This window comes from Limnohabitans sp. (assembly GCF_030158565.1).
GTDB lineage: Bacteria > Pseudomonadota > Gammaproteobacteria > Burkholderiales > Burkholderiaceae_C > Limnohabitans_A.
The window spans coordinates 1-21,739 of the sequence record NZ_JAOASQ010000060.1; the positions used below are offsets into that span (position 1 = coordinate 1).

The 21,739-nt window shown below is 59.6% G+C and carries 21 protein-coding genes; 10 read left to right on the forward strand and 11 right to left on the reverse strand.

The window, feature by feature from the left end:
• The 3 genes from groEL to Q1W40_RS12705 form a co-directional block, all read right to left on the reverse strand.
• Positions 1-698, reverse strand: a 698-nt coding sequence (groEL, locus tag Q1W40_RS12695) for a chaperonin GroEL (protein WP_300712643.1), incomplete at its 3' end; no start/stop codon positions are given.
• Positions 699-741: 43 nt separating this feature from the next.
• Positions 742-1,029 carry a co-chaperone GroES gene (groES, locus tag Q1W40_RS12700; RefSeq protein WP_089953461.1) on the reverse strand — a complete coding sequence of 96 codons (288 nt, stop codon included), beginning with the start codon at positions 1,027-1,029 and terminating at the stop codon, positions 742-744.
• A 132-nt stretch (positions 1,030-1,161) separates the two neighbouring features.
• A complete protein-coding gene (locus tag Q1W40_RS12705; protein WP_300712647.1) occupies positions 1,162-1,812 on the reverse strand; it encodes a helix-turn-helix domain-containing protein in 651 nt (216 codons plus the stop codon).
• A gap of 195 nt (positions 1,813-2,007) precedes the next feature.
• Here Q1W40_RS12705 and Q1W40_RS12710 point away from each other — a divergent pair, with 195 nt between their 5' ends.
• Positions 2,008-2,838: a lysophospholipid acyltransferase family protein gene (locus Q1W40_RS12710; protein WP_300712649.1), complete on the forward strand. Its 831-nt coding sequence runs from the start codon at positions 2,008-2,010 to the stop codon at positions 2,836-2,838.
• A complete protein-coding gene (locus Q1W40_RS12715) occupies positions 2,835-3,698 on the forward strand; it encodes a lipid A biosynthesis acyltransferase (RefSeq protein ID WP_300712650.1) in 864 nt (287 codons plus the stop codon). The genes Q1W40_RS12710 and Q1W40_RS12715 overlap by 4 nt, the downstream gene beginning before the upstream one ends.
• On the opposite strand, the gene Q1W40_RS12720 is transcribed toward Q1W40_RS12715, so the two are convergent.
• Both Q1W40_RS12720 and yihA read right to left on the reverse strand, forming a co-directional pair.
• A complete protein-coding gene (locus Q1W40_RS12720) occupies positions 3,692-4,642 on the reverse strand; it encodes an alpha/beta hydrolase (protein ID WP_300712652.1) in 951 nt (316 codons plus the stop codon). The genes Q1W40_RS12715 and Q1W40_RS12720 overlap by 7 nt on opposite strands.
• A gap of 49 nt (positions 4,643-4,691) precedes the next feature.
• Complete coding sequence (gene yihA / locus Q1W40_RS12725) at positions 4,692-5,360, reverse strand: ribosome biogenesis GTP-binding protein YihA/YsxC (RefSeq protein ID WP_108326503.1); 669 nt, start codon at positions 5,358-5,360, stop codon at positions 4,692-4,694.
• Positions 5,361-5,529: 169 nt separating this feature from the next.
• On the opposite strand from yihA, the gene Q1W40_RS12730 reads away from it, so the two are divergent.
• From Q1W40_RS12730 to ccsB, 3 genes are all read left to right on the forward strand, one after another.
• Positions 5,530-6,159, forward strand: coding sequence for a c-type cytochrome (locus Q1W40_RS12730; protein WP_300712654.1), 630 nt, complete (start codon positions 5,530-5,532; stop codon positions 6,157-6,159).
• 178 nt (positions 6,160-6,337) lie between these two features.
• Positions 6,338-8,455, forward strand: a complete 2,118-nt coding sequence (locus Q1W40_RS12735) for a cytochrome c biogenesis protein ResB (protein ID WP_300712656.1) — start codon at positions 6,338-6,340, stop codon at positions 8,453-8,455.
• Entirely contained in the window at positions 8,452-9,768 is a 1,317-nt protein-coding gene (gene ccsB, locus Q1W40_RS12740; protein WP_300712657.1) for a c-type cytochrome biogenesis protein CcsB, read from the forward strand. Before Q1W40_RS12735 ends, ccsB begins: the two co-directional genes overlap by 4 nt.
• Positions 9,769-9,833: 65 nt before the next feature.
• On the opposite strand, the gene Q1W40_RS12745 is transcribed toward ccsB, so the two are convergent.
• On the reverse strand, positions 9,834-10,217 hold the full coding sequence (locus Q1W40_RS12745; protein WP_300712659.1) for a response regulator: 384 nt from the start codon (positions 10,215-10,217) through the stop codon (positions 9,834-9,836).
• A gap of 162 nt (positions 10,218-10,379) precedes the next feature.
• On the opposite strand from Q1W40_RS12745, the gene msrP reads away from it, so the two are divergent.
• On the forward strand, positions 10,380-11,366 hold the full coding sequence (gene msrP, locus Q1W40_RS12750) for a protein-methionine-sulfoxide reductase catalytic subunit MsrP (protein WP_300712661.1): 987 nt from the start codon (positions 10,380-10,382) through the stop codon (positions 11,364-11,366).
• Complete coding sequence (locus tag Q1W40_RS12755) at positions 11,366-11,989, forward strand: protein-methionine-sulfoxide reductase heme-binding subunit MsrQ (RefSeq protein WP_300712663.1); 624 nt, start codon at positions 11,366-11,368, stop codon at positions 11,987-11,989. The genes msrP and Q1W40_RS12755 overlap by 1 nt, the downstream gene beginning before the upstream one ends.
• 6 nt (positions 11,990-11,995) lie before the next feature.
• Here the strand turns inward: Q1W40_RS12755 and Q1W40_RS12760 are convergent, their stop codons facing one another.
• Positions 11,996-12,958, reverse strand: coding sequence for a complex I NDUFA9 subunit family protein (locus Q1W40_RS12760; protein WP_300712665.1), 963 nt, complete (start codon positions 12,956-12,958; stop codon positions 11,996-11,998).
• Entirely contained in the window at positions 12,955-14,169 is a 1,215-nt protein-coding gene (locus Q1W40_RS12765) for a M20 aminoacylase family protein (RefSeq protein WP_300712667.1), read from the reverse strand. Before Q1W40_RS12765 ends, Q1W40_RS12760 begins: the two co-directional genes overlap by 4 nt.
• Before the next feature lie 127 nt (positions 14,170-14,296).
• Here Q1W40_RS12765 and Q1W40_RS12770 point away from each other — a divergent pair, with 127 nt between their 5' ends.
• Complete coding sequence (locus Q1W40_RS12770; RefSeq protein ID WP_300712669.1) at positions 14,297-16,384, forward strand: molybdopterin oxidoreductase family protein; 2,088 nt, start codon at positions 14,297-14,299, stop codon at positions 16,382-16,384.
• Between the two features lie 36 nt (positions 16,385-16,420).
• Here Q1W40_RS12770 and lysA read toward each other — a convergent pair whose 3' ends face one another.
• Positions 16,421-17,710: a diaminopimelate decarboxylase gene (gene lysA / locus Q1W40_RS12775; RefSeq protein WP_300712671.1), complete on the reverse strand. Its 1,290-nt coding sequence runs from the start codon at positions 17,708-17,710 to the stop codon at positions 16,421-16,423.
• Entirely contained in the window at positions 17,707-17,985 is a 279-nt protein-coding gene (locus Q1W40_RS15165) for a lipoprotein (RefSeq protein WP_366146337.1), read from the reverse strand. Before Q1W40_RS15165 ends, lysA begins: the two co-directional genes overlap by 4 nt.
• A gap of 12 nt (positions 17,986-17,997) precedes the next feature.
• Between Q1W40_RS15165 and cyaY the strand changes: the two genes are divergently transcribed.
• Positions 17,998-18,327 (forward strand): iron donor protein CyaY, encoded by a 330-nt coding sequence (cyaY, locus tag Q1W40_RS12780; protein ID WP_300712673.1) that lies wholly within the window; start codon positions 17,998-18,000, stop codon positions 18,325-18,327.
• A gap of 47 nt (positions 18,328-18,374) precedes the next feature.
• On the opposite strand, the gene Q1W40_RS12785 is transcribed toward cyaY, so the two are convergent.
• The gene (locus Q1W40_RS12785) at positions 18,375-20,654 is read right to left on the reverse strand and encodes a penicillin-binding protein 1A (protein WP_300712699.1); all 2,280 of its coding nucleotides are present in this window, start codon (positions 20,652-20,654) and stop codon (positions 18,375-18,377) included.
• Between the two features lie 293 nt (positions 20,655-20,947).
• Between Q1W40_RS12785 and Q1W40_RS12790 the strand changes: the two genes are divergently transcribed.
• Positions 20,948-21,697, forward strand: a complete 750-nt coding sequence (locus Q1W40_RS12790) for a hypothetical protein (RefSeq protein WP_300712675.1) — start codon at positions 20,948-20,950, stop codon at positions 21,695-21,697.
• Positions 21,698-21,739: the final 42 nt, after the last annotated feature.

A 21,739-nucleotide genomic window follows, 5' to 3' on the forward strand; every position in this document is an offset into this window, starting at 1 on the left:
AAGTCGCGGATGTTGCTGATCTTCTTGTCGAACAACAACACGAAGGGGTTGTCCAGCAAAGCGGCTTGCTTTTCGGGGTTGTTGATGAAGTAAGGCGACAGGTAGCCGCGGTCAAACTGCATGCCTTCAACGACGTCGAGTTCGTTGTTCAGGCTCTTGCCGTCTTCCACAGTGATCACGCCTTCTTTGCCCACTTTGTCCATGGCGTTGGCGATGATTTCGCCGATGCTGGTGTCAGTGTTGGCAGAAATCGAGCCGACTTGGGCGATTTCTTTGCTGGTGGTGGTGGCCTTGGTGGCCTTCTTCAGCTCTTCGATCAGGGCTGCAACAGCCTTGTCGATGCCGCGCTTCAGGTCCATCGGGTTCATGCCAGCGGCCACGTACTTCATGCCTTCGCGCACGATGGCTTGGGCCAAAACGGTCGCGGTGGTGGTGCCGTCGCCAGCGTTGTCAGAAGTCTTGGAAGCGACTTCCTTGACCATCTGCGCGCCCATGTTTTGCAACTTGTCTTTGAGTTCGATTTCCTTGGCCACGGACACACCGTCCTTGGTCACGGTGGGGGCGCCGAACGAGCGCTCCAGAACCACGTTGCGGCCTTTAGGGCCCAGGGTGACTTTGACCGCGTTGGCCAAAATGTTCACGCCTTCAACCATGCGTGCGCGGGCTTCGCCGCCGAAAATGACGTCTTTTGCTGCCATGTGAGTAGCTCCTGAATGTATTTAAAAAATGGGGGTGAGAGACTTATTCGACAACGGCGAACAGGTCTTCTTCTTTCATGACCAACAGCTCGTCGCCAGCGACCTTGACGGTCTGGCCGCTGTACTTGCCGAACAACACGCGGTCGCCGACTTTGACGCTCAGGGCCTTGGTCTCGCCTTTGTCGTTGGTCTTGCCTGGGCCGACGGCCAAGACTTCACCTTGATCGGGCTTTTCAGCAGCCGAATCGGGGATCACGATGCCCGAGGCTGTTTTGGTTTCGCTTTCGATACGCTTGACGATCACGCGATCGCCCAAAGGACGCAGTTTCATGGAATCTCCTGGATTTGAAACAAGGGTTGAAAAACAAAAGCACCAGAAAAAGGGTGCTGCTGAAATCTGAGGAGGGGTGTTGTTAGCACTCAACTCCATCGAGTGCTAATCATAAGGCCTTTTGAGCGCATTTCAAGAGGTAAGCTGTTTGGCTGGACTCTGAAGCTGAGCCGCCTGAGCAGGGGGCTCGGGGCAGGTGTCGATGGGGGGAAGCGACTGGGTCTGATGCGGGTGGTGCTCCGTTGTGCCCAGCAAATAGCCAAATACCAGGTCGGGGCTGATGTCACCGGGCACCAGAGACATATGGGTGGCGCTTTGCAAGGCGCTGCCTGCAGGCATGGCGATGCTGTTGTAAACGATGATGTGCGCGTCGCGGGCCGTCGTCTCTTGCAAGTGCATGGGCGCATCATGGACCCAGGGGATGCGGGCATCGATGAACAGGGCGCCAATGGGGCGTTGAATGCCCATCAGGTCCAAGGGCTGAGTGATCACTTTCACCTCGGCCCATTGGCTCAGTTGTGTGAGTGTGCTCGTGATCTTGTCGCTGGCGTGCAAGATGCAAATCATGGCGGCTGCGGCGGGCACTTGTGGGCTGGCAACCCCTTGGGCCTGGCAGAACTGGTTGAGTGATGTCGCCAATATCCGCCGATGACCGCCTTGGGTCACAAAGGCTTTGAAAATCCCTGTTTCGACCATGCGTTGCACGGTTCCCACGGACAGCCCCAGGTATTTGGCAACCTCGCTGGTGCTGAAATAGATAGGGGAAAGTTTGTCGTTTTTCATGCGGATTCCTCTGTGCGGCAGGTCGAAATGCCGTGTTTGAAACATTTACCTGTTTTGATGATAAGAAGCGATGACATCCTTGTGTGCGTACGGAACAGGTAATTCGACGATGAAAACAGGTAGATCGAACGCTGGCCACGCGGGCGCAGTGCGTGATGCCGGTATCTCGCTCAGTTCAGGGCAAAATCACACCCTATGTTGAGATGGTTTCGTTTCTTTTCGCTTTGGCCTTTGTGGGCCCTGCACGCCTTGGGTTGGGTTGGGGGCTGGTTGGCGTGGGCTTTGTCGCCCACTTACCGTCGCCGTTTTCTCGACAACGTTCGCCAGGCGGGCTTGGGGTGGCCGGCTGTGCTGGGGGCGGTCGGTCAAGCTGGATGCATGTCGGCCGAGTTGCCCCGCTTGTGGCTCGGGCGCCCTGCACCTTTGCAATGGGCAGAGGACCAAGCTGCGATGGATGCCTATGCCTCGGGCAAAGGCGTGTTGTTTTTGACGCCCCATATGGGCTGTTTTGAAATCACGGCGCAGGCTTTGGCGATGCGCTTCGGTGGACAGTACGGGCCGTTGACAGTGCTGTATCGCCCTGCGCGCCATGCGGGCCTGGGTGAGGTGATGGAGCAGGCACGCAATCGCCCTGGGCTGGAGGCTGTACCGACCACCTTGGCAGGCGTGCGTCAGATGATCAAAGCCCTGCGTGCAGGCCATGCCGTAGGTTTGCTGCCCGACCAGGTGCCGCCTGAAGGCATGGGCCAATGGGCGCCTTTTTTTGGAAAGCCCGCTTACACCATGACCTTGGCGGCCCGATTGGCGGCGCAAACGGGCGCACGTGTGGTTCTGATCTGGGGTGAGCGTTTGAGCTGGGGCCGCGGTTACTTGGTGCACACGCAATCCATGGGACACGATTTGTCGGCCGATCTGGATGTGGCTGTGGTGCAAATCAACCAGGCCATGGAGCGCGTGATTTTGAGTTGCCCCCAACAATACCTCTGGGGTTATGCCCGCTACAAATCGCCCAGGCAGGACGCATGATTTCTTTTTTCATTGCTTGCATGCGCTGGATGTCCGGTTGGCCCTTGTCGCGGGTGCGAGCCGTCGGCAGTGCCTTGGGTTGGCTGCTGTGGTGCACGGCGCGCTCTCGCCGTCACATCGTGCTGACCAATTTGCGGCTGTGCATGCCGGATGTCAGCCATGCCGAGCGCCTGGCCTTGGCGCGTGCGCATTTTCGGCTGGTCGGCCAGTCCTTGATGGACCGTGCCTGGCTGTGGCACGCCCCTGAATCGGTGGTGCGCTCCCGCTTGCGTTGGTGTGGTGGGCCGCAGGCTCTGGATGCAGCCCAGCCCGTGGTGATGTTCGCGCCCCATTTTGTGGGTCTCGATGCAGGTGGCACGGCGGTGGCCATGCATGCCAAGCAGCCTGTAGCGTTTATCTATGTGACCCAAAGCAATCCGCAGTTGGACGCATGGGTCAGGCAAGGCCGCGAGCGCTGGGGCCGTGTCAAGCCGTATTTCCGTCACGAAGGCATTCGAAAAATCATCGTGGGCCTCAAGCGCGGCGAGCGACTGCACTTGTCGCCCGACATGGATTTGGGACCGGAAGATTCTATTTTTGTGCCCTTCATGGGGGTGAATGCGGCCACGGTGCCATCGCTTTCGCGCATGGCCAAACTGGTGGGTGCGAAGGTGGTGCCCGTGCTCACGCGGCTGACCGCGCAGGGCTATGACGTCGAAGTGGGCGAGCCGTGGGTCAACTTTCCCAGTGATGACGCTCAGGCCGACACCGCTCGCATGAACGCGTTGCTGGCACAGTACATTGCGGTGGACCCGGCCCAATACTATTGGGTGCACAAGCGCTTCAAGACCCGGCCTGAAGGTGAGCCCCGTCTTTATTGAGCGGGCCTCAAGAAGCGGCTGATTTCTGAGATCACCCGCTGGGGTTGTTCATGCACCACCCAGTGTGTGGCCTTGTCAATCGGCACAATTTTCAAATCCGGGATGTGCTGCTCCAGACCTTGGGTCAGACTTGGCCGCAATGCGATGTCGTCTTGCGCCCACAGCACCAGTGTGGGCACATCAACGCGCAGGATCTCGGGGGGCAGCACCATGCCGGAGATCAAGTCCTCGGTTTCTGAGGCCGGCCGCAGCGGCGATGCGCGGTAGTAATTCAAGCTCCCGTCCAGTCCTTGGCGCCAGACATGGCGATAGCGCTCCTCCATCTCCGGGGTGAGCCATGGCGCGGCTTGGGCTGCCAGGCTGTGCGTGCCGCCCAGTTGAGCGTCGTCACCCCGCAAAAAACCAAACAGCTGGGCAAAGTCGTCGGCGGCCAGTTGGGCTGCTGCATCGGCTTGCACCAGAAAAAGCATGTATGCACTGGCCGCTTGTTGGATAGGATCATTTTGCAAGGCCTTCAGGAAGGGGCCTGGATGCGGCGAATTGATGATCACCAGCTGGCGCATGCGTTCGGGGTGCACGTTGGCCAAGCTCCAGGCCACGGCGCCGCCCCAGTCATGGGCCACCAATGCGGCCAAGGGCTGATCGGGACCGCATTCGGCGTCGATCAATGCCGCGATGTCCTGCACCAGAAATTTGGCGCGGTAGTCTTTCACATCGGTGGGCGCGCTGGAGTGTTCGTAGCCGCGCATATTGGGTGCCACGCAGCGGTAGCCACCGTTTTCCGGCCGCGAAAAGTGTTCGAGCAGCTCGTCCCACACAAACGCAGCTTCCGGGAATCCATGCAAGAACATCAACACGGGGCGGCCTATGTCGCCGCAAGCCCTGCAGCTGAGGGTGATGCCGTGGGGCAGCGCTTGCTGCCAGGTTTGGATGCTGGAATTCAAAAGGGGATCACTCCATGCCATGAAGCGATCCGCTGTGATCCTGCTCAGATCACTCGTCCAGCGCTTCGGGTTCGTCTTCCGGGGGCTCGGCAGGGGCGGCAGCCGGTGCACCGTCTTTCGGGTGCGTCCAGTCCCACAGCAGCTGGGCCACATCGTCCACGCCCTGTTTTTTCAGGGCCGAGAAGAGTTTGACCTCACCGCCGCCCGCTTGCAGTCGCGCGATCGACAAGGCTTTGGCCTGCTCGGCGCGGGTGAGTTTGTCGGCCTTGGTCAGGATGATCAGGAACTTCAGTCCTTGCTCTACCCGAGGTCGGATGACTTCCAGCAGGATGTCGTCCAGCTCGGTCAGACCGTGGCGCGGGTCGCACATCATCACGATGCCCATCAGGTTTTCGCGGCTGACCAGGTAATTGGCCATGACCTGTTGCCAGCGCAGCTTGTCCATCTTGGCCACAGCGGCATAGCCGTAGCCGGGCAAGTCGGCCAGCACGGCATCGGTGATGCCCTGTTTGCCCAGTGCAAACAGGTTGATGTGCTGGGTGCGGCCGGGTTTTTTGGAGGCAAAAGCCAGCTGCTTTTGCTGCGTCAGGGTGTTGATGCAGGTGGATTTGCCGGCGTTGGAACGGCCCACAAAGGCGATTTCCGGGGTGTCCAGCGCGGGCAAGTGGTGCAGTTGCGCGGCGGTGGTCAGGAAGCGGGCGGTGTGCATCCAGCCCATGGGCGTCACAGCGTTCGGTGTGGCTGGCGCGGCTTGGGGTTTGGGGTTGGAAACGCGGGGGCTGGAGCTCATAAATGGGGGGACCTTGGGTCGTCAGGAAACTGACGCAGACCTCATTGTAGAATCCTTGGGTTTTGCGCCCCTTCTTCCAACCCTTTGGACGACGCCCATGAAGTCAATTGTTTCCGTTCTGATGTCTGCCACCCTGTCCGTTGTTGTGGCGGGTTCTGCATTGGCTGCCGGCCCTGCGCCTGCTGCCGCCAAGCCTGATCTGGCCAAAGGTGAAGCCGCTTTTGCGATGTGTGTGGCTTGCCACGCCGCCGATGGCAATTCGACCACCCCAGTCAACCCCAAGCTGTCTCAGCAACACCCCGAATACCTGATCAAGCAATTGAATGAATTCAAATCGGGTAAGCGCGCCAATGCCGTGATGAGCGGCATGGTCGCTGGCCTGAGCGATGCGGACATGACCAACATCAGCTACTGGCTCGCCTCCAAGCTAGCCAAGCCCGGCTTTGCCAAAGACAAGGACACCGTGGCCCTGGGCGAGCGCATCTACCGCGGTGGCATTCCAGACCGTCAGATCGCCGCTTGCGCCAGCTGCCACTCGCCCAATGGCGCCGGCATGCCTGCCCAGTACCCCCGTGTGTCGGGTCAGCATGCTGACTACACGGCCGCGCAATTGGTTCAATTCCGCGATGGCGTTCGCAAGAACAGCATCCAGATGACCCAGGTCGCGGCCAAGATGAACGACCGTGAAATCAAGGCTGTGTCCGACTACATGGCCGGTCTGCGCTGAATGCTTGGGCCTCGGGGCTTGTCCCCGGTGGTGATGGGGCCTTCGGCCTCACTACCTGAGGCTCGGTCACAATCGGTCACCCGGCTGTGAATTTGAACTGACAAGGCCGGTTTTCCGGCCTTTGTCGTTTCTGGCCCTTTCTTCTTTTTCCGTGGCGCGCTGCCCGCATTTCTGCACCATGACCATCGATTCCTCCAGCACCGAATCCGAACGTGGCACTCCTCGCTGGCAAGCCGTGATGGAGTTGCTGTCGTCGATGCGTTTTGCGATTTCGCTGTTGACCATCATTTGCATCGCATCGGTCATCGGCACGGTGCTCAAGCAAAACGAGCCTTCCGGCAATTACATCAACCAGTTCGGGCCTTTCTGGGCCGAGGTGTTCGCCTCGCTCAAGTTGCATTCGGTCTACAGTGCCTGGTGGTTCTTGCTGATCTTGGCTTTCTTGGTGATCAGCACCAGTTTGTGCATTGCCCGCAACACCCCCAAGATCCTGACGGACCTGAAGTCCTACAAGGAAAACATCCGCGAGCAAAGCCTCAAGGCCTTCCACCACAAAGCCGAAGGCGTTTTGAATGAAACGCCCGAAGCCGCGGCGCATCGCCTGGGCCAGTTGCTGGCCACCGGCGGCTGGAAGGTGAAATTGCAGTCGCGTGACACGGCTCAGGGGCAAGGTTGGATGATCGCGGCCAAAACCGGGGCGGCCAATAAACTGGGTTACATCGCTGCCCATTCGGCCATCGTGCTGGTGTGCGTGGGCGGCTTGCTCGATGGCGATTTGATGGTGCGTGCCCAGATGTGGTTCGGCGGCAAAGCCATTTACAACGGTGGTGGCTTGATCGCCGATGTCCCCGCGCAGCACCGCTTGTCAGAGCGCAATCCGGCATTTCGTGGCAACTTGATGGTGGCCGAGAACACCGCGTCCAGCACCGCCATCCTGAGCCAGTCCGATGGCATCTTGTTGCAAGAGTTGCCTTTTACGGTCGAGCTCAAGAAATTCATTGTTGAGTACTACTCGACCGGTATGCCCAAGTTGTTTGCCAGCGACATCGTGATCCACGACAAAGCCACGGGCGCCAAGCAAGACGCCCGTGTCGAAGTGAACCATCCGGCCAATTACAAAGGGATCGAAATTTACCAGTCCAGCTTTGACGATGGTGGATCCACCGTCAAACTTCAGGCGGTCCCCATGTCGGCGGCCACAGCACCTTTCGAGGTGGAAGGCGTCATTGGCAGCAACACCGATTTGAGCAACGGCAAAGACAAAATGCGCCTGGAGTTCACCGGTCTGCGCGTGATCAACGTCGAGAACATGGCGGGCAGTGCTGCCCAGGGCGTCGATGTGCGCAAGGTGGATTTGCGCAGCGCGATCGACCAACGCATGGGCGCTGGACACAAAACCAGCGAAACCAAAGAGTTGCGCAATGTGGGGCCGAGCGTCAGCTACAAGCTGCGCGATGGTGCGGGGCAGGCGCGTGAATACAACAACTACATGGCGCCGGTGGACACGGGCGATGGCGTGCCAGTCTTCTTGCTGGGCATGCGAGAGAACCCAAGCGAGCCTTACCGGTACCTGCGTCCACCTGCAGACGAGAACGGCGAGCTGACGGGGTTCATCCGTTTGCGCGCGGCCTTGGCCGATGCCGCTTTGCGTGAACGTGCGGTGCAGCGTTATGCCCTCAAGGCGGTGGATCCCCAACGCCCAGACCTCAGTCGCCAATTGGCCGATTCGGCGGCACGCGCATTGGGCTTGTTTGCCGGTTTGGAAAAGGTCAAAGGTCAGCAAGTCGCGGGCCTGCAGGCCTTGTCGGATTTTCTGGAAACCAATGTGCCCGAGGCTGAGCGTGCCCGTGCTGGTGAAATGTTTGTGCGCATCTTGAATGGCGCCTTGCTCGAGCTTGACACGGTGGCCCGCGAACAGACCCGAGCCAAGCCCTTGCCCTCAGACAAGATCCAAGGCTTCATGGCCCAGTCGGTGCTGGCGCTCAGTGATGCGCCTTTCTACCCGGCACCCATGACCTTCATGCTCAAGGACTTCAAGCATGTCCAGGCGAGTGTTTTTCAGGTGGCCAGAGCCCCCGGCAAAAACGTGGTTTATTTGGGCTGTTTCTTCCTGATTTTGGGCGTTTTTGCGATGCTCTACGTGCGTGAGCGTCGCCTGTGGGTCTGGCTGTCTGCGCAAGGCGATGGGGCACATGCCAGTTTGGCCTTGTCGTCCAACCGCCAGACCATGGACCTTGACCGTGAATTTGACCAATTGGCCACCCGTTTGCTAGGCCGTCCAGAGAGTACGAAATGACTTCGACAGTGACTTTGAATCCGGGCTATTTTTCCCGCCGCAGCTTGGCCGATTGGGGCTTTGCCCTGTTGGCCGTGCTGGGCGTGGCGTGGGCTTTTTCGCGCTACAGCCAAGCGATGGATGTGTACGAACAAGGCATTCTGCTGGCCAGCGTGCCCGCTGCTGTGGCGCTGGCCTGGTTTTGGCGATCCACCCGCACACTGATGCTGGCGGTGGCCGCCTTGTCCTTGCTGGCGATCTATGCCTACCAAGGCGATCTGGCCCGCGCCGAGCAGGTCTTCTGGCTCAAATATTTCCTGTCCAGCCAGTCGGCCATTTTGTGGATGAGCATGGTGTTTTTCATCAGCACCGTGTTTTATTGGGCGGGCATGTTCACCAAAGGGCAAGGGCATTCACTGGAAACCCTGGGCTCTCGCATGGCTTGGTTGGGCGTGGCGCTGGCGCTGATCGGCACCATGGTGCGTTGGTATGAAAGCTATTTGCTCGGCCCAGACATTGGCCACATCCCGGTGAGCAATCTGTACGAAGTCTTCGTCATGTTTTGCTGGATGACCACGGGCTTTTACCTGTACTACGAAGACCATTACCAAACCCGTGCTTTGGGTGCGTTCGTGATGCTGGTGGTCAGCGCGGCCGTGGGCTTTTTGCTGTGGTACACCCTGGTGCGCGAAGCACATGCCATCCAACCGCTGGTGCCCGCGCTCAAAAGCTGGTGGATGAAGCTGCATGTGCCTGCCAACTTCATTGGTTATGGCACGTTTGCACTGGCTGCGATGGTGGCTTTTGCTTACCTGATCAAGCAGCAGGCCCACGAAACCCGCTGGCACAAGCTGACGCCCATCTGGTTGCTGGGTGTGGCGTTGTGTTTTGTGCCGATCGCCTTCCGTGTGCGTGTGGCGGCCGAGGCAGGGGGCAGCTACTGGCTGGGTTATGCCGCTGCTTCCGTGTTGATCATTGCCGGCATCTTGTTGGGTCGCCGCCGCATTGCCGAAAAGTTGCCTGCACTCGAGGTGTTGGACGACGTGATGTACAAGTCCATCGCGGTTGGTTTTGCCTTTTTCACCATTGCAACGGTGCTGGGCGCCCTGTGGGCGGCTGAAGCCTGGGGCGGCTACTGGAGCTGGGATCCCAAGGAAACCTGGGCCCTGATCGTTTGGCTGAATTACGCCGCCTGGCTGCACATGCGCCTCATGAAGGGCCTGCGTGGCACAGTGGCCGCTTGGTGGGCTTTGGCGGGCTTGGCGGTGACCACGTTCGCCTTCTTGGGTGTGAACATGTTCCTGAGTGGTTTGCACAGCTACGGGACGCTGTGAACATGCCGTGGATCTGCAGCAAAAAAGGCCCTTCTGAGGGCCTTTTTCAATGAGGTGATGTGCGATCAGCTCGTCATTGCCAGTTGTTGAAAGCCCTGCTCAATGGCTTCCAACAATTGTTGCGTGTTGAATGGTTTCCATAAAAAGGCAATTGGTTTGGAGGACAGGATGTTGGCAGTTTCATGTGGTAGACATTCACCGCTCATGAAAATCACGGGGTGGTTTTCACCTTGATCTCTAAGTCGGCTGTAAAGCTCAGGCCCTGTCATGCCCGGCATCCTGACATCCAAAATCAGCAGGCGAGGCTCTGCAGAACGCTGTGTGCCGAGAAATGTCTGTGCACTTTCATGGGTCCGCACATTGAAACCATTGGCCGTAAGCACCAACTCCAACATTCTTCGAATGTCCGAGTTGTCGTCAATGACATCAATGATGGCTTGAGTGGTCATGGATTAAATCAATAAATCTATTATTTTTGAATAATACAACGATTATTCATGAGTCTCTGGGTGCAAGAAATCTGAATCCAGTGCTTTTTTTCTGCTTCAGCAAGGGGCTGAAGAAGCCGGCACAATGCAGTCACTTTGGATTTTTTACATGGGAAAGTTCGCATGATCATTCGCTCAGACAATGGTGGCTTCATCCACCCCTTCCCCGAAGAGATCACGCCTCAGGAGGCCTACCTGTCCCGCAGAAACATTTTGCGCGGCATCGCGGCCAGTGCAGCGGGCTGGGGTCTGGCGCAGAGGCAGGCATTTGCACAATCACATCGTCCGGGTGCTTTACCTGCCATGAGCTTTGTACCTTCAACGGCAGCAGGTGCGGTGGTGATGGACAAGCCCACGGCCTACAAAGACGCGACCACCTACAACAATTTCTACGAATTTGGCACCGACAAGTCCGACCCGGCTCGCCGGGCGAATACTTTGAAGACGGATCCTTGGAGTGTCGAGATCGAAGGTTTGGTGAAAAAACCGGGCCGCTACGCGCTGGAAGACTTGATGAAGTGGGGCGCGATGGAAGAGCGCATTTACCGACTGCGCTGTGTGGAGGGTTGGTCCATGGTCATTCCCTGGGTGGGTTATTCGCTGGCGGATTTGATTCGCCGTGTGGAACCGCAACCAGGTGCCAAGTTTGTGGAGTTCGTGACCCAGGCTGACCCCAAGACCATGCCCGGTGTGCGTGGCGGCGCGCTGGATTGGCCGTATGTCGAGGGCTTGCGCATGGACGAAGCCATGCACCCGCTGACCTTGCTGGCGTTTGGCATGTATGGCGAAGTATTGCCCAAGCAAAACGGCGCGCCCCTGCGCCTGGTGGTGCCCTGGAAATATGGTTTCAAGAGTGGCAAGAGCCTGGTCAAGATCCGCTTCACCGACAAGCAACCCGTGTCGTCCTGGGAAAAAGCCGCGCCGCAAGAGTACGGGTTTTATTCCAATGTGAACCCGCAGGTGGACCACCCCCGCTGGAGTCAGGCCACCGAGCGGCGCATTGGCGAAGACGGCTTGTTGGCCAAAAAGCGCAAAACGCTGATGTTCAACGGCTACGAAGCGCAGGTGGGTCAGCTGTATGCGGGCATGGATTTGAAGAAATTCTTCTGATGCCTGTGTTGGGGCGACAACTGCTGCTCACGCGCCGTGCGTGGTGGCTGCTGTTGTGCGTGGGCTTGATGCCCTTGCTGCATCTGGTCTGGCTCACTGGGCAGGATGGCTTGGGCGCCAATCCGGCCGAGTATTTGATCCGAGCCACGGGCGACTGGACTTTGCGGGGCTTGTGTCTGGGGCTGGCCATCACCCCTGTGCGGGTGCAATGGGGCTGGCCAGAGCTGGCCCGGTTTCGCCGCCTGCTGGGTTTGTTGACGTATTTGTATGCCTGTCTGCACCTGATCTGCTATGTCCTGTTTGACATGGGACTGGATCTGCAAGAGATCGCTTTGGATGTGCTCAAGCGCCCCTTCATTGGGGTGGGTTTGTGTGCCTGGCTGCTGCTGAGTGCAATGGCGGCCACTTCATTCAACCGTGCGGTGCGTTGGCTCGGCGGTGTGCGGTGGAGAGCGCTACACCGCGTGGTGTACGCCGTGGCGGTCTTGGCGGTGTTGCATTTCTGGTGGATGCGTGCCGCCAAAAGCAACTTCAACGAGGTGCTGGTGTATGCCTTGGTTCTGGCGGCACTCTTGGTCTGGCGGCTTCAGCGTGCCTGGCCAAAGCGCCGACCTGCGGCATAGCCCGCTTCAACGCCCTGAACGGGCACGCCAAGCGTTGAGCCTGGAGCGCGGACCTCGGTGGCCCAAATAACCCGGTGCGACACCGGCGGCACTGCTGGCTTGGATGCCCAGGTCTTTCAGGCCAGGCCATTGCCCCGATGCGACGTTGTCGACCTTCATGGAGGCCAGGTTGTCGCGGCTCATCAAGGGTTCACCTGGGGCCAATTCCATGAACACCGCTTGCAGCCAGCCCATCCAGGCAGGCAAGGGCAGCACAGGGCGGCCTTGGCCACCCCGGATGCCGGCCCATTGACCGGATCGGTGCACCAGCTCGCCCAGGCTCATCACATCAGGCCCGGCCAGTTCGTAGGTTTGGCCGATGGTGCGGCTGTCTTGCAGACAGCGCATCACCGCCCGGGCCACATCGCCCACCCAGACGGGCTGAAAGCGGGTGGCCGAACCCGCCAGCGGCATGAAGGGGAACACGGCTTGCAGGTCGGCAAACAGGTTCAGGAAGTGGTCGTCTGCGCCAAAAATCACGCTGGGCCGTAATACCGTGAGGTCCAGCTTCGCGTTGCGCAGGACGGTCTCGCCTTGTGCCTTGCTGCGTTGGTACAGCGATGGCCCTTGCGCATCGGCGCCCAAGGCGCTGATGTGCACCAGACGCTTCACGCCCGCATGCGCCATGGCCTCGGCCAGCAGGCGAGGCAAACGCACATGCACTTGTTCAAAGCGTTTTTCATCGCCGTGCAGCACCGCCACCAAATTGACCACGGCATCGTGACCCGGCATCAGACGGGCCAGGTCGCTGGCGCTGTGCACGGAGGCTTCCACCACAGTGAGGCCAGGCAAGTTTTGAATGGAAGCGGCCTGGGTCGCCCGGCGTGTGGGCACGGTGACGGGCAAGCCCAGACGGGCCAGCTGTTCGCACACTTGCCGACCGACAAAACCCGTGCCACCCAAAACCAGAATGCGGGGGGGGTGGTTCATGGCTTGCTTTGTGCTGCTTGACTCAGCCACTGTGTGGCCAGCTCTACCCAGTAGGTGCCGCCCAAGGGAATCAGGTCGTCGTTGAAGTCGTAGCTGGGGTTGTGCAGCGTGCAGGGGCCGCCGCCGTGGCCCATCTCGCGGTGCGCGCCATCGCCGTTGCTGATGAACACATAGGCTCCGGGCTTGGCTTGGAGCATGTACGAGAAATCTTCTGCGCCCATGGTGGGCTCTTGCACCAGCACATTCGCTTCGCCGACGATGCCGGTCATGACTTGGCGTGCAAAGTTGGCTTCGGCGGCGCTGTTGATGGTGGGCGGGTAATTGCGCTCGAATTCGAATTCGCATTTCGCCTCAAAGGCGGCGCAAATTGACTCGGCCACTTGCCGCATGCGCGATTCGATCAGGTCCAGCACCTCGATGCTGAAAGTCCGCACCGTGCCTTGCAGCTCGCACGAATCGGGCACCACGTTGGTGGCTTCGCCCGCGTGGATCATGGTGACCGAGATCACGCCCGCATCCACCGGTTTTTTGTTGCGGGTGATGATGGTCTGAAAGCCCTGCACCATTTGGCAGGCGATCGGCACCGGGTCGATGCCGTTGTGCGGCAGCGCGGCGTGGCTGCCTTTGCCGCGGATGGTGATCTTGAATTCGTTGCTCGACGCCATCACCGGCCCTGCGCTCACGGCAAAGGTGCCTACGGGTGCGCCCGGCCAGTTGTGCATGCCGAACACGGCTTGCATCGGAAACTTGTCGAACATGCCGTCCTTGATCATCTCGCGGGCACCGCCGCCGCCTTCTTCTGCGGGCTGGAAGATCAGATACACCGTGCCGTCAAAGTCGCGGTGCTTGGAAAAGTGTTTGGCCGCCGCCAGCAACATGGCGGTGTGGCCGTCATGGCCACAGGCGTGCATCTTGCCGTGGTGCCGACTGGCGTGTGCAAAGGTGTTGAACTCCTGCATGGGCAAGGCATCCATGTCGGCGCGCAGGCCAATGCCGTGCCCGCAAGCGCCGCCGTCACGCCCATGCACGATGCCCACCACGCCGGTGGTGCCCATGCCTCGGTGAATGGGGATGCCCCAGTCGAGCAGCTGCTGGGCGACCACGTCGGCGGTGCGCACTTCTTCAAAAGACAGTTCGGGGTGGGCGTGGATGTCTTTGCGGATGGCTGAGATGCTGGCCGCGTCGTGGAGGATGGCGTCGATGAGCTTCATGCAGACAGTCTAGCGAGACTTTTGGGCCCTTGCCATCACCCCTGCGTCTTTGGGGGAGCTTGGGCTGCAGCTGATGGGTTGCTTCGGTCACAATGGCTCACTGGAATTTGCTTGTTCTCTCAAAACCATGACCATCGCCATTGCTGACCCTGCTCAGACCGTGGTGCGAGGCGCTTGCCCGCACGATTGCCCGGACACCTGCGCCTTGCTGACCACGGTGGAAAACGGCCGGGCGGTGCGTGTGCAGGGCAACCCAGCGCATGCCGCGACCGACGGGGTCTTGTGCACCAAGGTCTCGCGTTACACCGAGCGCACTTACCACCCCGAACGGGTGTTGCAGCCCTTGAGGCGTGTGGGCCCCAAGGGCTCAGGACAGTTTGAGCCAGTCACTTGGAACGAAGCGCTGGACGAGATCGTCGCCCGCCTGAAAACCATCGCGGCGCGCGATCCGCAGGCCATCTTGCCCTACAGCTATGCGGGCACCATGGGCCTGGTGCAAAGCGAATCGATCGCAGCGCGGTTTTTTCATCAATTGGGCGCATCGATGCTGGACCGCACGATTTGCGCCTCGGCAGGGGCCGAAGCCTTGACGCAAACCTTGGGCAACAAGGTGGGCATGAAGGTCGAGTTTTTTGCCGAATCCAAACTCATCCTCATCTGGGGCAGCAACTCGATTGGCAGCAACCTGCATTTTTGGCGTCTGGCGCAAGTTGCCAAGCGCAACGGGGCAAAAATAGTGTGCATCGACCCCCGGCGCAGCGAAACCGCCGAGAAATGCCACGAACACATCGCCCTGCGCCCCGGCACCGACGCCGCGCTGGCGCTTGCTGTCATGCACCAGCTGATCGTGCATGGTTGGCTGGACCAGGATTACATCGACCGCTACACCCTGGGCTGGGACGCCCTCAAAGCGCGCGCCCTGCAATGGTCACCCGAGCGGGCGGCGGAGGTGTGTGGTGTGCCCGTGGAGCAGATTCGCCAACTGGCCCGCGATTGGGGCACCACGCAGCCAGCGGCCATTCGCCTGAACTACGGCATGCAGCGCGTGCGCGGGGGCGGCAACGCGGTGCGGGCCATTGCTTGCTTGCCTGCGCTCACCGGGGCCTGGCGGCACCGGGCGGGGGGCTTGCTGCTCAGCAGTTCGGGACATTTCCCTGTGAAGCGTTCGGCTTTGCAGCGGCCCGATTTGTTGGGCGAGCGGCGTCCCCGCACCATCAACATGAGCACGATTGGCGACGATTTGCTGCGCCCGACATCGCCCGCGTTTGGCCCGCAAATCGAGGCCTTGATCGTCTACAACAGCAACCCGGTGGCCGTGGCTCCCGAGTCGGGCAAGGTGGTGCAGGGCTTTGGCCGTGAAGACTTGTTCAACGTGGTGCTGGAGCATTTCCAGACCGACACGGCCGACTACGCCGACTTCATTTTGCCCGCCACCACGCAGCTGGAGCACTGGGACATCCACACCAGCTACGGCCACACCGATGTCTTGCTCAACCGACCGGCCATTGCGCCCGTGGGGCAGGCGCGCACCAACACCGACATCTTCAGGGCGCTGGCCCAGCGCATGGGTTTTGATGATCCGTGTTTCGCAGAGAGCGACGAAAGCCTGTGCCGCAGCGCCATCGGCGATGCGGATGACTTCGAGCAGTTGCTGGCGCATGGCTTTGCGTCCTTGCCTGTGCCCGATGCGCCCTTTGCGCAAGGCGGTTTCCCGACGCCTTCAGGGCGATGCGAATTTTTCAGCCAGCGCTTGGTGGACCAGGGGCTGGACGGCTGGCCAGACCATGTGCCCAACTACGAAGTGCCGCAAGCCGGTGGGCGCTACCCGCTGGCGATGATTTCGCCACCGGCTCGGAACTTCCTGAATTCAACTTTTGTGAACGTGCAAAGCCTGCGCGACATCGAAGCCGAACCCGTGCTGGAGATGCACCCGCAAGACGCGGCCGAGCGCGGCATTGCCGATGGTGCGGTGGTGCGCGTGTTCAACGACCGGGGCACTTACCACTGCAAGGCCCGCATCAACCAGCGGGCGCGTTCGGGCGTGGTCAATGGCCTGGGCATCTGGTGGCGCAAGCTGGGGCTGAACGGCACCAATGTCAACGAGCTGACCAGCCAGCACCTGACCGATCTGGGGCGAGCGCCCGTGTTTTACGACTGCCTGGTGCAGGTCGCTTTGCTCGATTCAGCGGTCCAGTCAGCATCAAAAAGGGGCTGAAATGTCAGCCCCTAGGTATGCGGTGTTCTCAGGCGGTCAGTCGACCAACTGTTCCAGCGCAAAGGTGTCGAAGGCCGATTCGCGTTGGCGAATCAAGTGGGTTTTTGTGCCGTCCACCAACACCTCTGCAGCGCGGCCACGGGTGTTGTAGTTGCTGGACATGCTCATGCAGTAAGCGCCCGCTGACAGCACGGCCAGCGTGTCGCCTGCTTGCACCACCAACTGACGGTCGCGACCGATCCAGTCGCCGCTCTCGCACACGGGGCCGACGATGTCGTACACCACGCCGTCACCGGTCTTGGCCGACACCGGCACGATCTGGTGGAAGGCCTGGTACATGGCGGGACGCGGCAGGTCGTTCATGGCGGCATCGACGATGCAGAAGTTCTTTTGCTCACCCGGCTTGAGGTACAGCACCTCGGTCAGGCACACACCGGCGTTGCCCACCAATGAGCGGCCGGGCTCGATCATCAGCTGGCGCTGGCCGTAGCCGCGTGCGTCCAGCTTGGCCAGCAGCTGCGCCCACAGCGCATCGGCCTCGGGTGGGGTGTCGCCGTTGTAGTTGATGCCCAGACCACCGCCAAAGTCGATGTGGTGGATGGCGATGCCCGCTGCTTCGATATCGGCCACCAAATCCAGCACGCGGTCCATCGCGTCCAGATAGGGCGTCATCTCGGTGATTTGCGAGCCGATGTGGCAATCGATGCCGACCACCTTCAGGCCCGGCAGACTGGCCGCATGGCGGTAGGCGCGCAAGGCGTCTTCGTGGGCAATGCCGAATTTGTTGCCTTTCAGACCGGTTGAAATGTAGGGATGGGTTTTGGGGTCCACATTGGGATTCACGCGCAGGCTCACAGGCGCTTTCAGGCCCATGGATGCGGCCACGTCGCTCAGCACATCGAGTTCGGCTTCGCTTTCCACGTTGAAGCAGCCGATGCCCACTTTCAGGGCCTGCTTCATCTCGGCGCGGGTTTTGCCCACGCCCGAGAAAATCACCTTGGCCGGGTCACCGCCAGCGGCCAGCACACGGGCCAGCTCACCTGCAGAGACGATGTCAAAACCGCAACCGGCATTGGCAAACACCTGCAGCACGGCCAAGCTGGAGTTGGCTTTCATGGCGTAGCAAATTTGCGCTTGGCGTCCGGCAAAGCCCCGCTGGTAGGCGGCCAGGGCTGACAGCATGGCCGCTTTGGAATACACGAACAGGGGCGTGCCATGCGTGCGTGCCAAGTCGGACAGGCGCACGCCTTCGACCATGAGCTCGCTGCCCTGGTAGGCGATGTGAGGTTGTCCGGGCAGGGCAAGGGCGGTGGAGGATGCGGTCATGGCTTCAGATAAGAGGATGAGGGGGTCGTGTCATGGCCCTGTTCGGGCTGGGCTGTGGTGTCGGCCGGAGGTGTTTCTTGAGTCTGGTGTTCGGGGCGTGGCGCACGTGGGGATGCCACGTGCCAAGGGTTCAGGCTTTGCGGCAAGGTGGCGCGACCTGCTGAGGCGGGCGTGTCTGGCAATTTGAGTGCGCCTTTCTGGCCGCATGCGCTCAACGCGACCGCACAGCCCACAAGGGCAAGCGTCCTGACTAGAATCCAGAGTACCTTCAACATGCAGCGATTGTAATGACCGACCTTGAATTCATGGACCAAGCCGAGCGCCTGCTCGCTGGCGTAGAGATTTGTTGCGATCGCCTGAACGACGACACCGATGCCGACATCGACAACCAGCGTGTTGGCGGCATGGTCACTTTGACCTTTGCCAACCGCAGTCAGATCGTCATCAATTTGCAAAAACCCCTGCACGAAGTGTGGTTGGCGGCCCGTTGCGGTGGCTTTCATTACCGGTTTGATGGTCAAGCTTGGCAGGACACCAAAGGTCAGGGTGAGTTCTGGCAGAGTCTGTCGCGTTATGCCTCGGAGCAAGCGGGTTTGAGACTCGTCTTCAGCGCCTGAGGCGTCCACCGTCAGCAAGGCGTCCTGCCCCGCAGGATGCCAACGGCTCAGTTGCGGAAAAGATCGAGGATTCGGTTTTTTTCTTCGCCGGGTGGCAATGGGGCAGGTTTCGCGGCTGTGCCTTCGCTGCCGACACCCAAGGTGGTGACGCTGCCATTTCGGGCCAGTTCTTCAAATAACCAATCTCCGCCAACATTGATCAATCCTTCGGGGACGACAGGTGCCGAGATCGGGATGGTGCTCAGTGCAGTTTCCATGAAGTTGATCCAAACGGGCAGGCTCAAGCCGCCGCCCGTTTCGCGGTCGCCGAGTTTTTTGGGGGTGTCGTAGCCGATCCAGACCACTGCGGCGAGGTTGGGCTGGTAGCCTGCAAACCAGGCATCCATGGAGTCGTTGGTGGTTCCGGTTTTGCCGTAAATGTCGCTGCGTTTGAGTGTGGCTTGCGCGCGTGCTGCTGTGCCAGAGCGGGTGACTTCTTGCAGCAAGCTGGTCATGACAAATGCGTTGCGTGCCGGAATGGCTCGTTGAGCTTCATCCGGTTGTGTTGGTGCAGGGCTTTCGACCAAGGCGCGGTTTTTGTAATCGGCGATACGGGTGATCAAATGAGGTTGCATCCGGTAGCCACCGTTGGCAAATACGGCATAACCGCTGACCAACTGCATCGGTGTCACCGATCCCGCGCCCAAAGCCATGGTCAAGTAGGGGGGATGTTTCTCTTCGTCAAAGCCAAAGCGCCCGATCCAGTCCTGAGCATTGCGGGTGCCTACCGACTGCAAAATTCGGATCGAAATCATGTTTTTCGATTTGGCCAGACCTCTGCGCAGGGTCATGGGTCCTTCAAACGTGCCGTCGTAGTTTTTGGGCTCCCAAGGTTGACCGCCAGTCACGCCGGCATCAAAGAACATGGGGGCATCGTTGATCACGGTGGCTGGTGAAAAACCTTTTTCCAAGGCTGCAGAATAGATGAACGGTTTGAAACTTGAGCCTGGTTGACGCCAGGCCTGGGTCACGTGGTTGAATTTGTTTTTGGCAAAGTCAAACCCGCCGACCAGTGCTCGGATCGCTCCGGTTTGAGGGGTGACGGCCACAAAAGCACCCTCTACTTCTGGCAACTGGGTGATTTCCCAGCCCACTTTGGGTAATTGAGAAATCCGGATGATTGCACCTCGGCGCACTTGCTTAGCAGGAGGCGCTTTGTCGGACAGACCAGACTGGGCAGGCTTGAGACCTTCGCCAGTGATGGTGATTTGTTCGCCGTTTTGGCGTACCACCACCACTTTGCGGGGGGACGCTTCGAGCACCACCGCAGACATGACATCGCCGTTGTCAGGGTGATCTTCCAGTGCGTCATCGATGACGTCTTCCATTTGTTTGGGATCTTCGGGCAGATCCACAAACTTTTCAGGGCCTCGGTAAATCTGGCGCCGCTCGAAGTCCATGATGCCTTGACGCAATGCCTTGTAGGCTGCCATTTGCTCGGCAGATTGAATCGTGGTGTAAACGTTCAAACCGCGGGTATAGGTGTCTTGACCATATTGGGCAAAGACCATTTGGCGCACGGTTTCCGCCACATATTCGGCATGCAAAGTCCGTTTGTCGCCTGAGGTGCGCAATGCCAAGGGTTCCGCTTTGGCCGTTTTGGCTTGTTCGGCGGTGATGTACCCGTTCTCTTCCATGCGCTCGATGATGTAGAGCTGGCGCGATCGGGCGCGCTTGGGGTTGCTGATCGGGTTGTAGGCCGAAGGCGCTTTGGGCAATCCAGCCAGCATCGCTGCTTCAGCGATGGTGATCTCTCGCAGTGACTTGCCAAAATAAGTTTCAGCAGCCGACGCGAAACCATAAGCCCGATTGCCCAAGAAGATCTGGTTCATGTAGATCTCAAGGATTTGGTCCTTGCTCAGCATGTGCTCGAGCTTGTAGGTCAGCAAAATTTCATAAATTTTGCGGGTGTAAGTTTTTTCGGATGACAGGTACACATTGCGTGCGACCTGCATGGTGATGGTGGATGCCCCTTGGCTCTTCACCCGACCGATGTTCGCGATCCCTGCTCGCAGGATGCCTAAATAATCGACGCCTCCGTGTTGGTAAAAGCGGTTGTCTTCAATGGACAGCACTGCATTTTTCATGACATCTGGGATGTCCTTGATCGGTGTGAGGTGGCGGCGCTCTTCACCGAACTCGCCCATCAACTGGTTGTCTGCCGTGTAAATTCGCAAGGGCAATTTGGGCTTGTAATCTGCGAGATCCGAAATGTCCGGCAGGTTAGGGTAGGCCACGACCATGGCCACACCAACGACCAGCAAGAGGGCCAGCAGACCTGCCGCCATGATCCCAAGACCCCATAAAACGATCTTCACCAACCATGAAGGCACAGAGGCAGACTTCAAAGCGCGGCTGGCGTGTTCGGATTTGTGATCGGTTTTGTCTTGGATTGTCATAGCGGCATCGGCAGGGCAAGCCGGTTGGCCACCTCCTAACATTATAAAAATCTTGGACCGCTTGGGTGGGCTTGTTTGTAAAGATGAATTCTTTAAGGCTCATTAAATATTGTGTTAATTAGCTTTCCCTGCTACAAAAGGCACCGTAGAGGGCCAACAAGGCCCCGTCAGGGAGGCCCGTGATGCAAGCTTTGAAATGGTTATGGCCAAGGATAGGCGCTCGTTCTGTTCGGCTGGCGTGGGGGCTGACCCCTGCCGGGGCATCTTGGGCCTTGGTCGGCTTGGCGCGTGTCAGTCCGGGTTTGGCGCGTGTGCATGCTTCCACCATTTTGCAAGGCCCGGCAGATGCGGGTTTGCTCGATTCGTCTTGGTTGAGTCCGGCTTTGGCCGAGATGGGGCGTGGACGGCGGCTGGCGCGTCACAGGCTGTGCATGAGCATGTCCGCTCCCGATTTGGTGACCGGCGAGTTCAGTGGCCCGGCAAATTTGTCCCCCGATGGTTGGCCTGCCGAGGTTCAGTTGGAGGTGGCCCAAGCCCTTGGCTTGCCGCCTCAAGAAGTGAATTTCGATTTTCAGTTGGAACCCGGCAATGTTGATGGGGGCGTGAGGCTTCGCTGGGCTGGTTGCCCGAGGTCACGGGTATCCGAGTACCAACGCTGGAGTGCAGGTGCAGGCTGGCAGTTGGTCAGCGTCGAGCCCGCAAGCGATGCCGCTCAGCGTGCCGCCAATGCCCTGGCGGGCGGGTTACCACGTTTGCTCCAGCAGGCGCCTCAGGATTGGCAGTTTCGCTTGAACCTTGAGGGTGAACCGATGAAGTCAGAAGCAGCCGGTCAACAGGAGGCTCCAACTGCCGCAGGGCTTTTGGAGGCCTTGGCGACCCCTGTCGGGCCTCGGCTGGTGGCTGCAGGACTGGCTCTGAAAGCGTGGCTCTGAGATGGTCGGCCTGAATTTATTGCGCTTCCCAACACTGGAGCG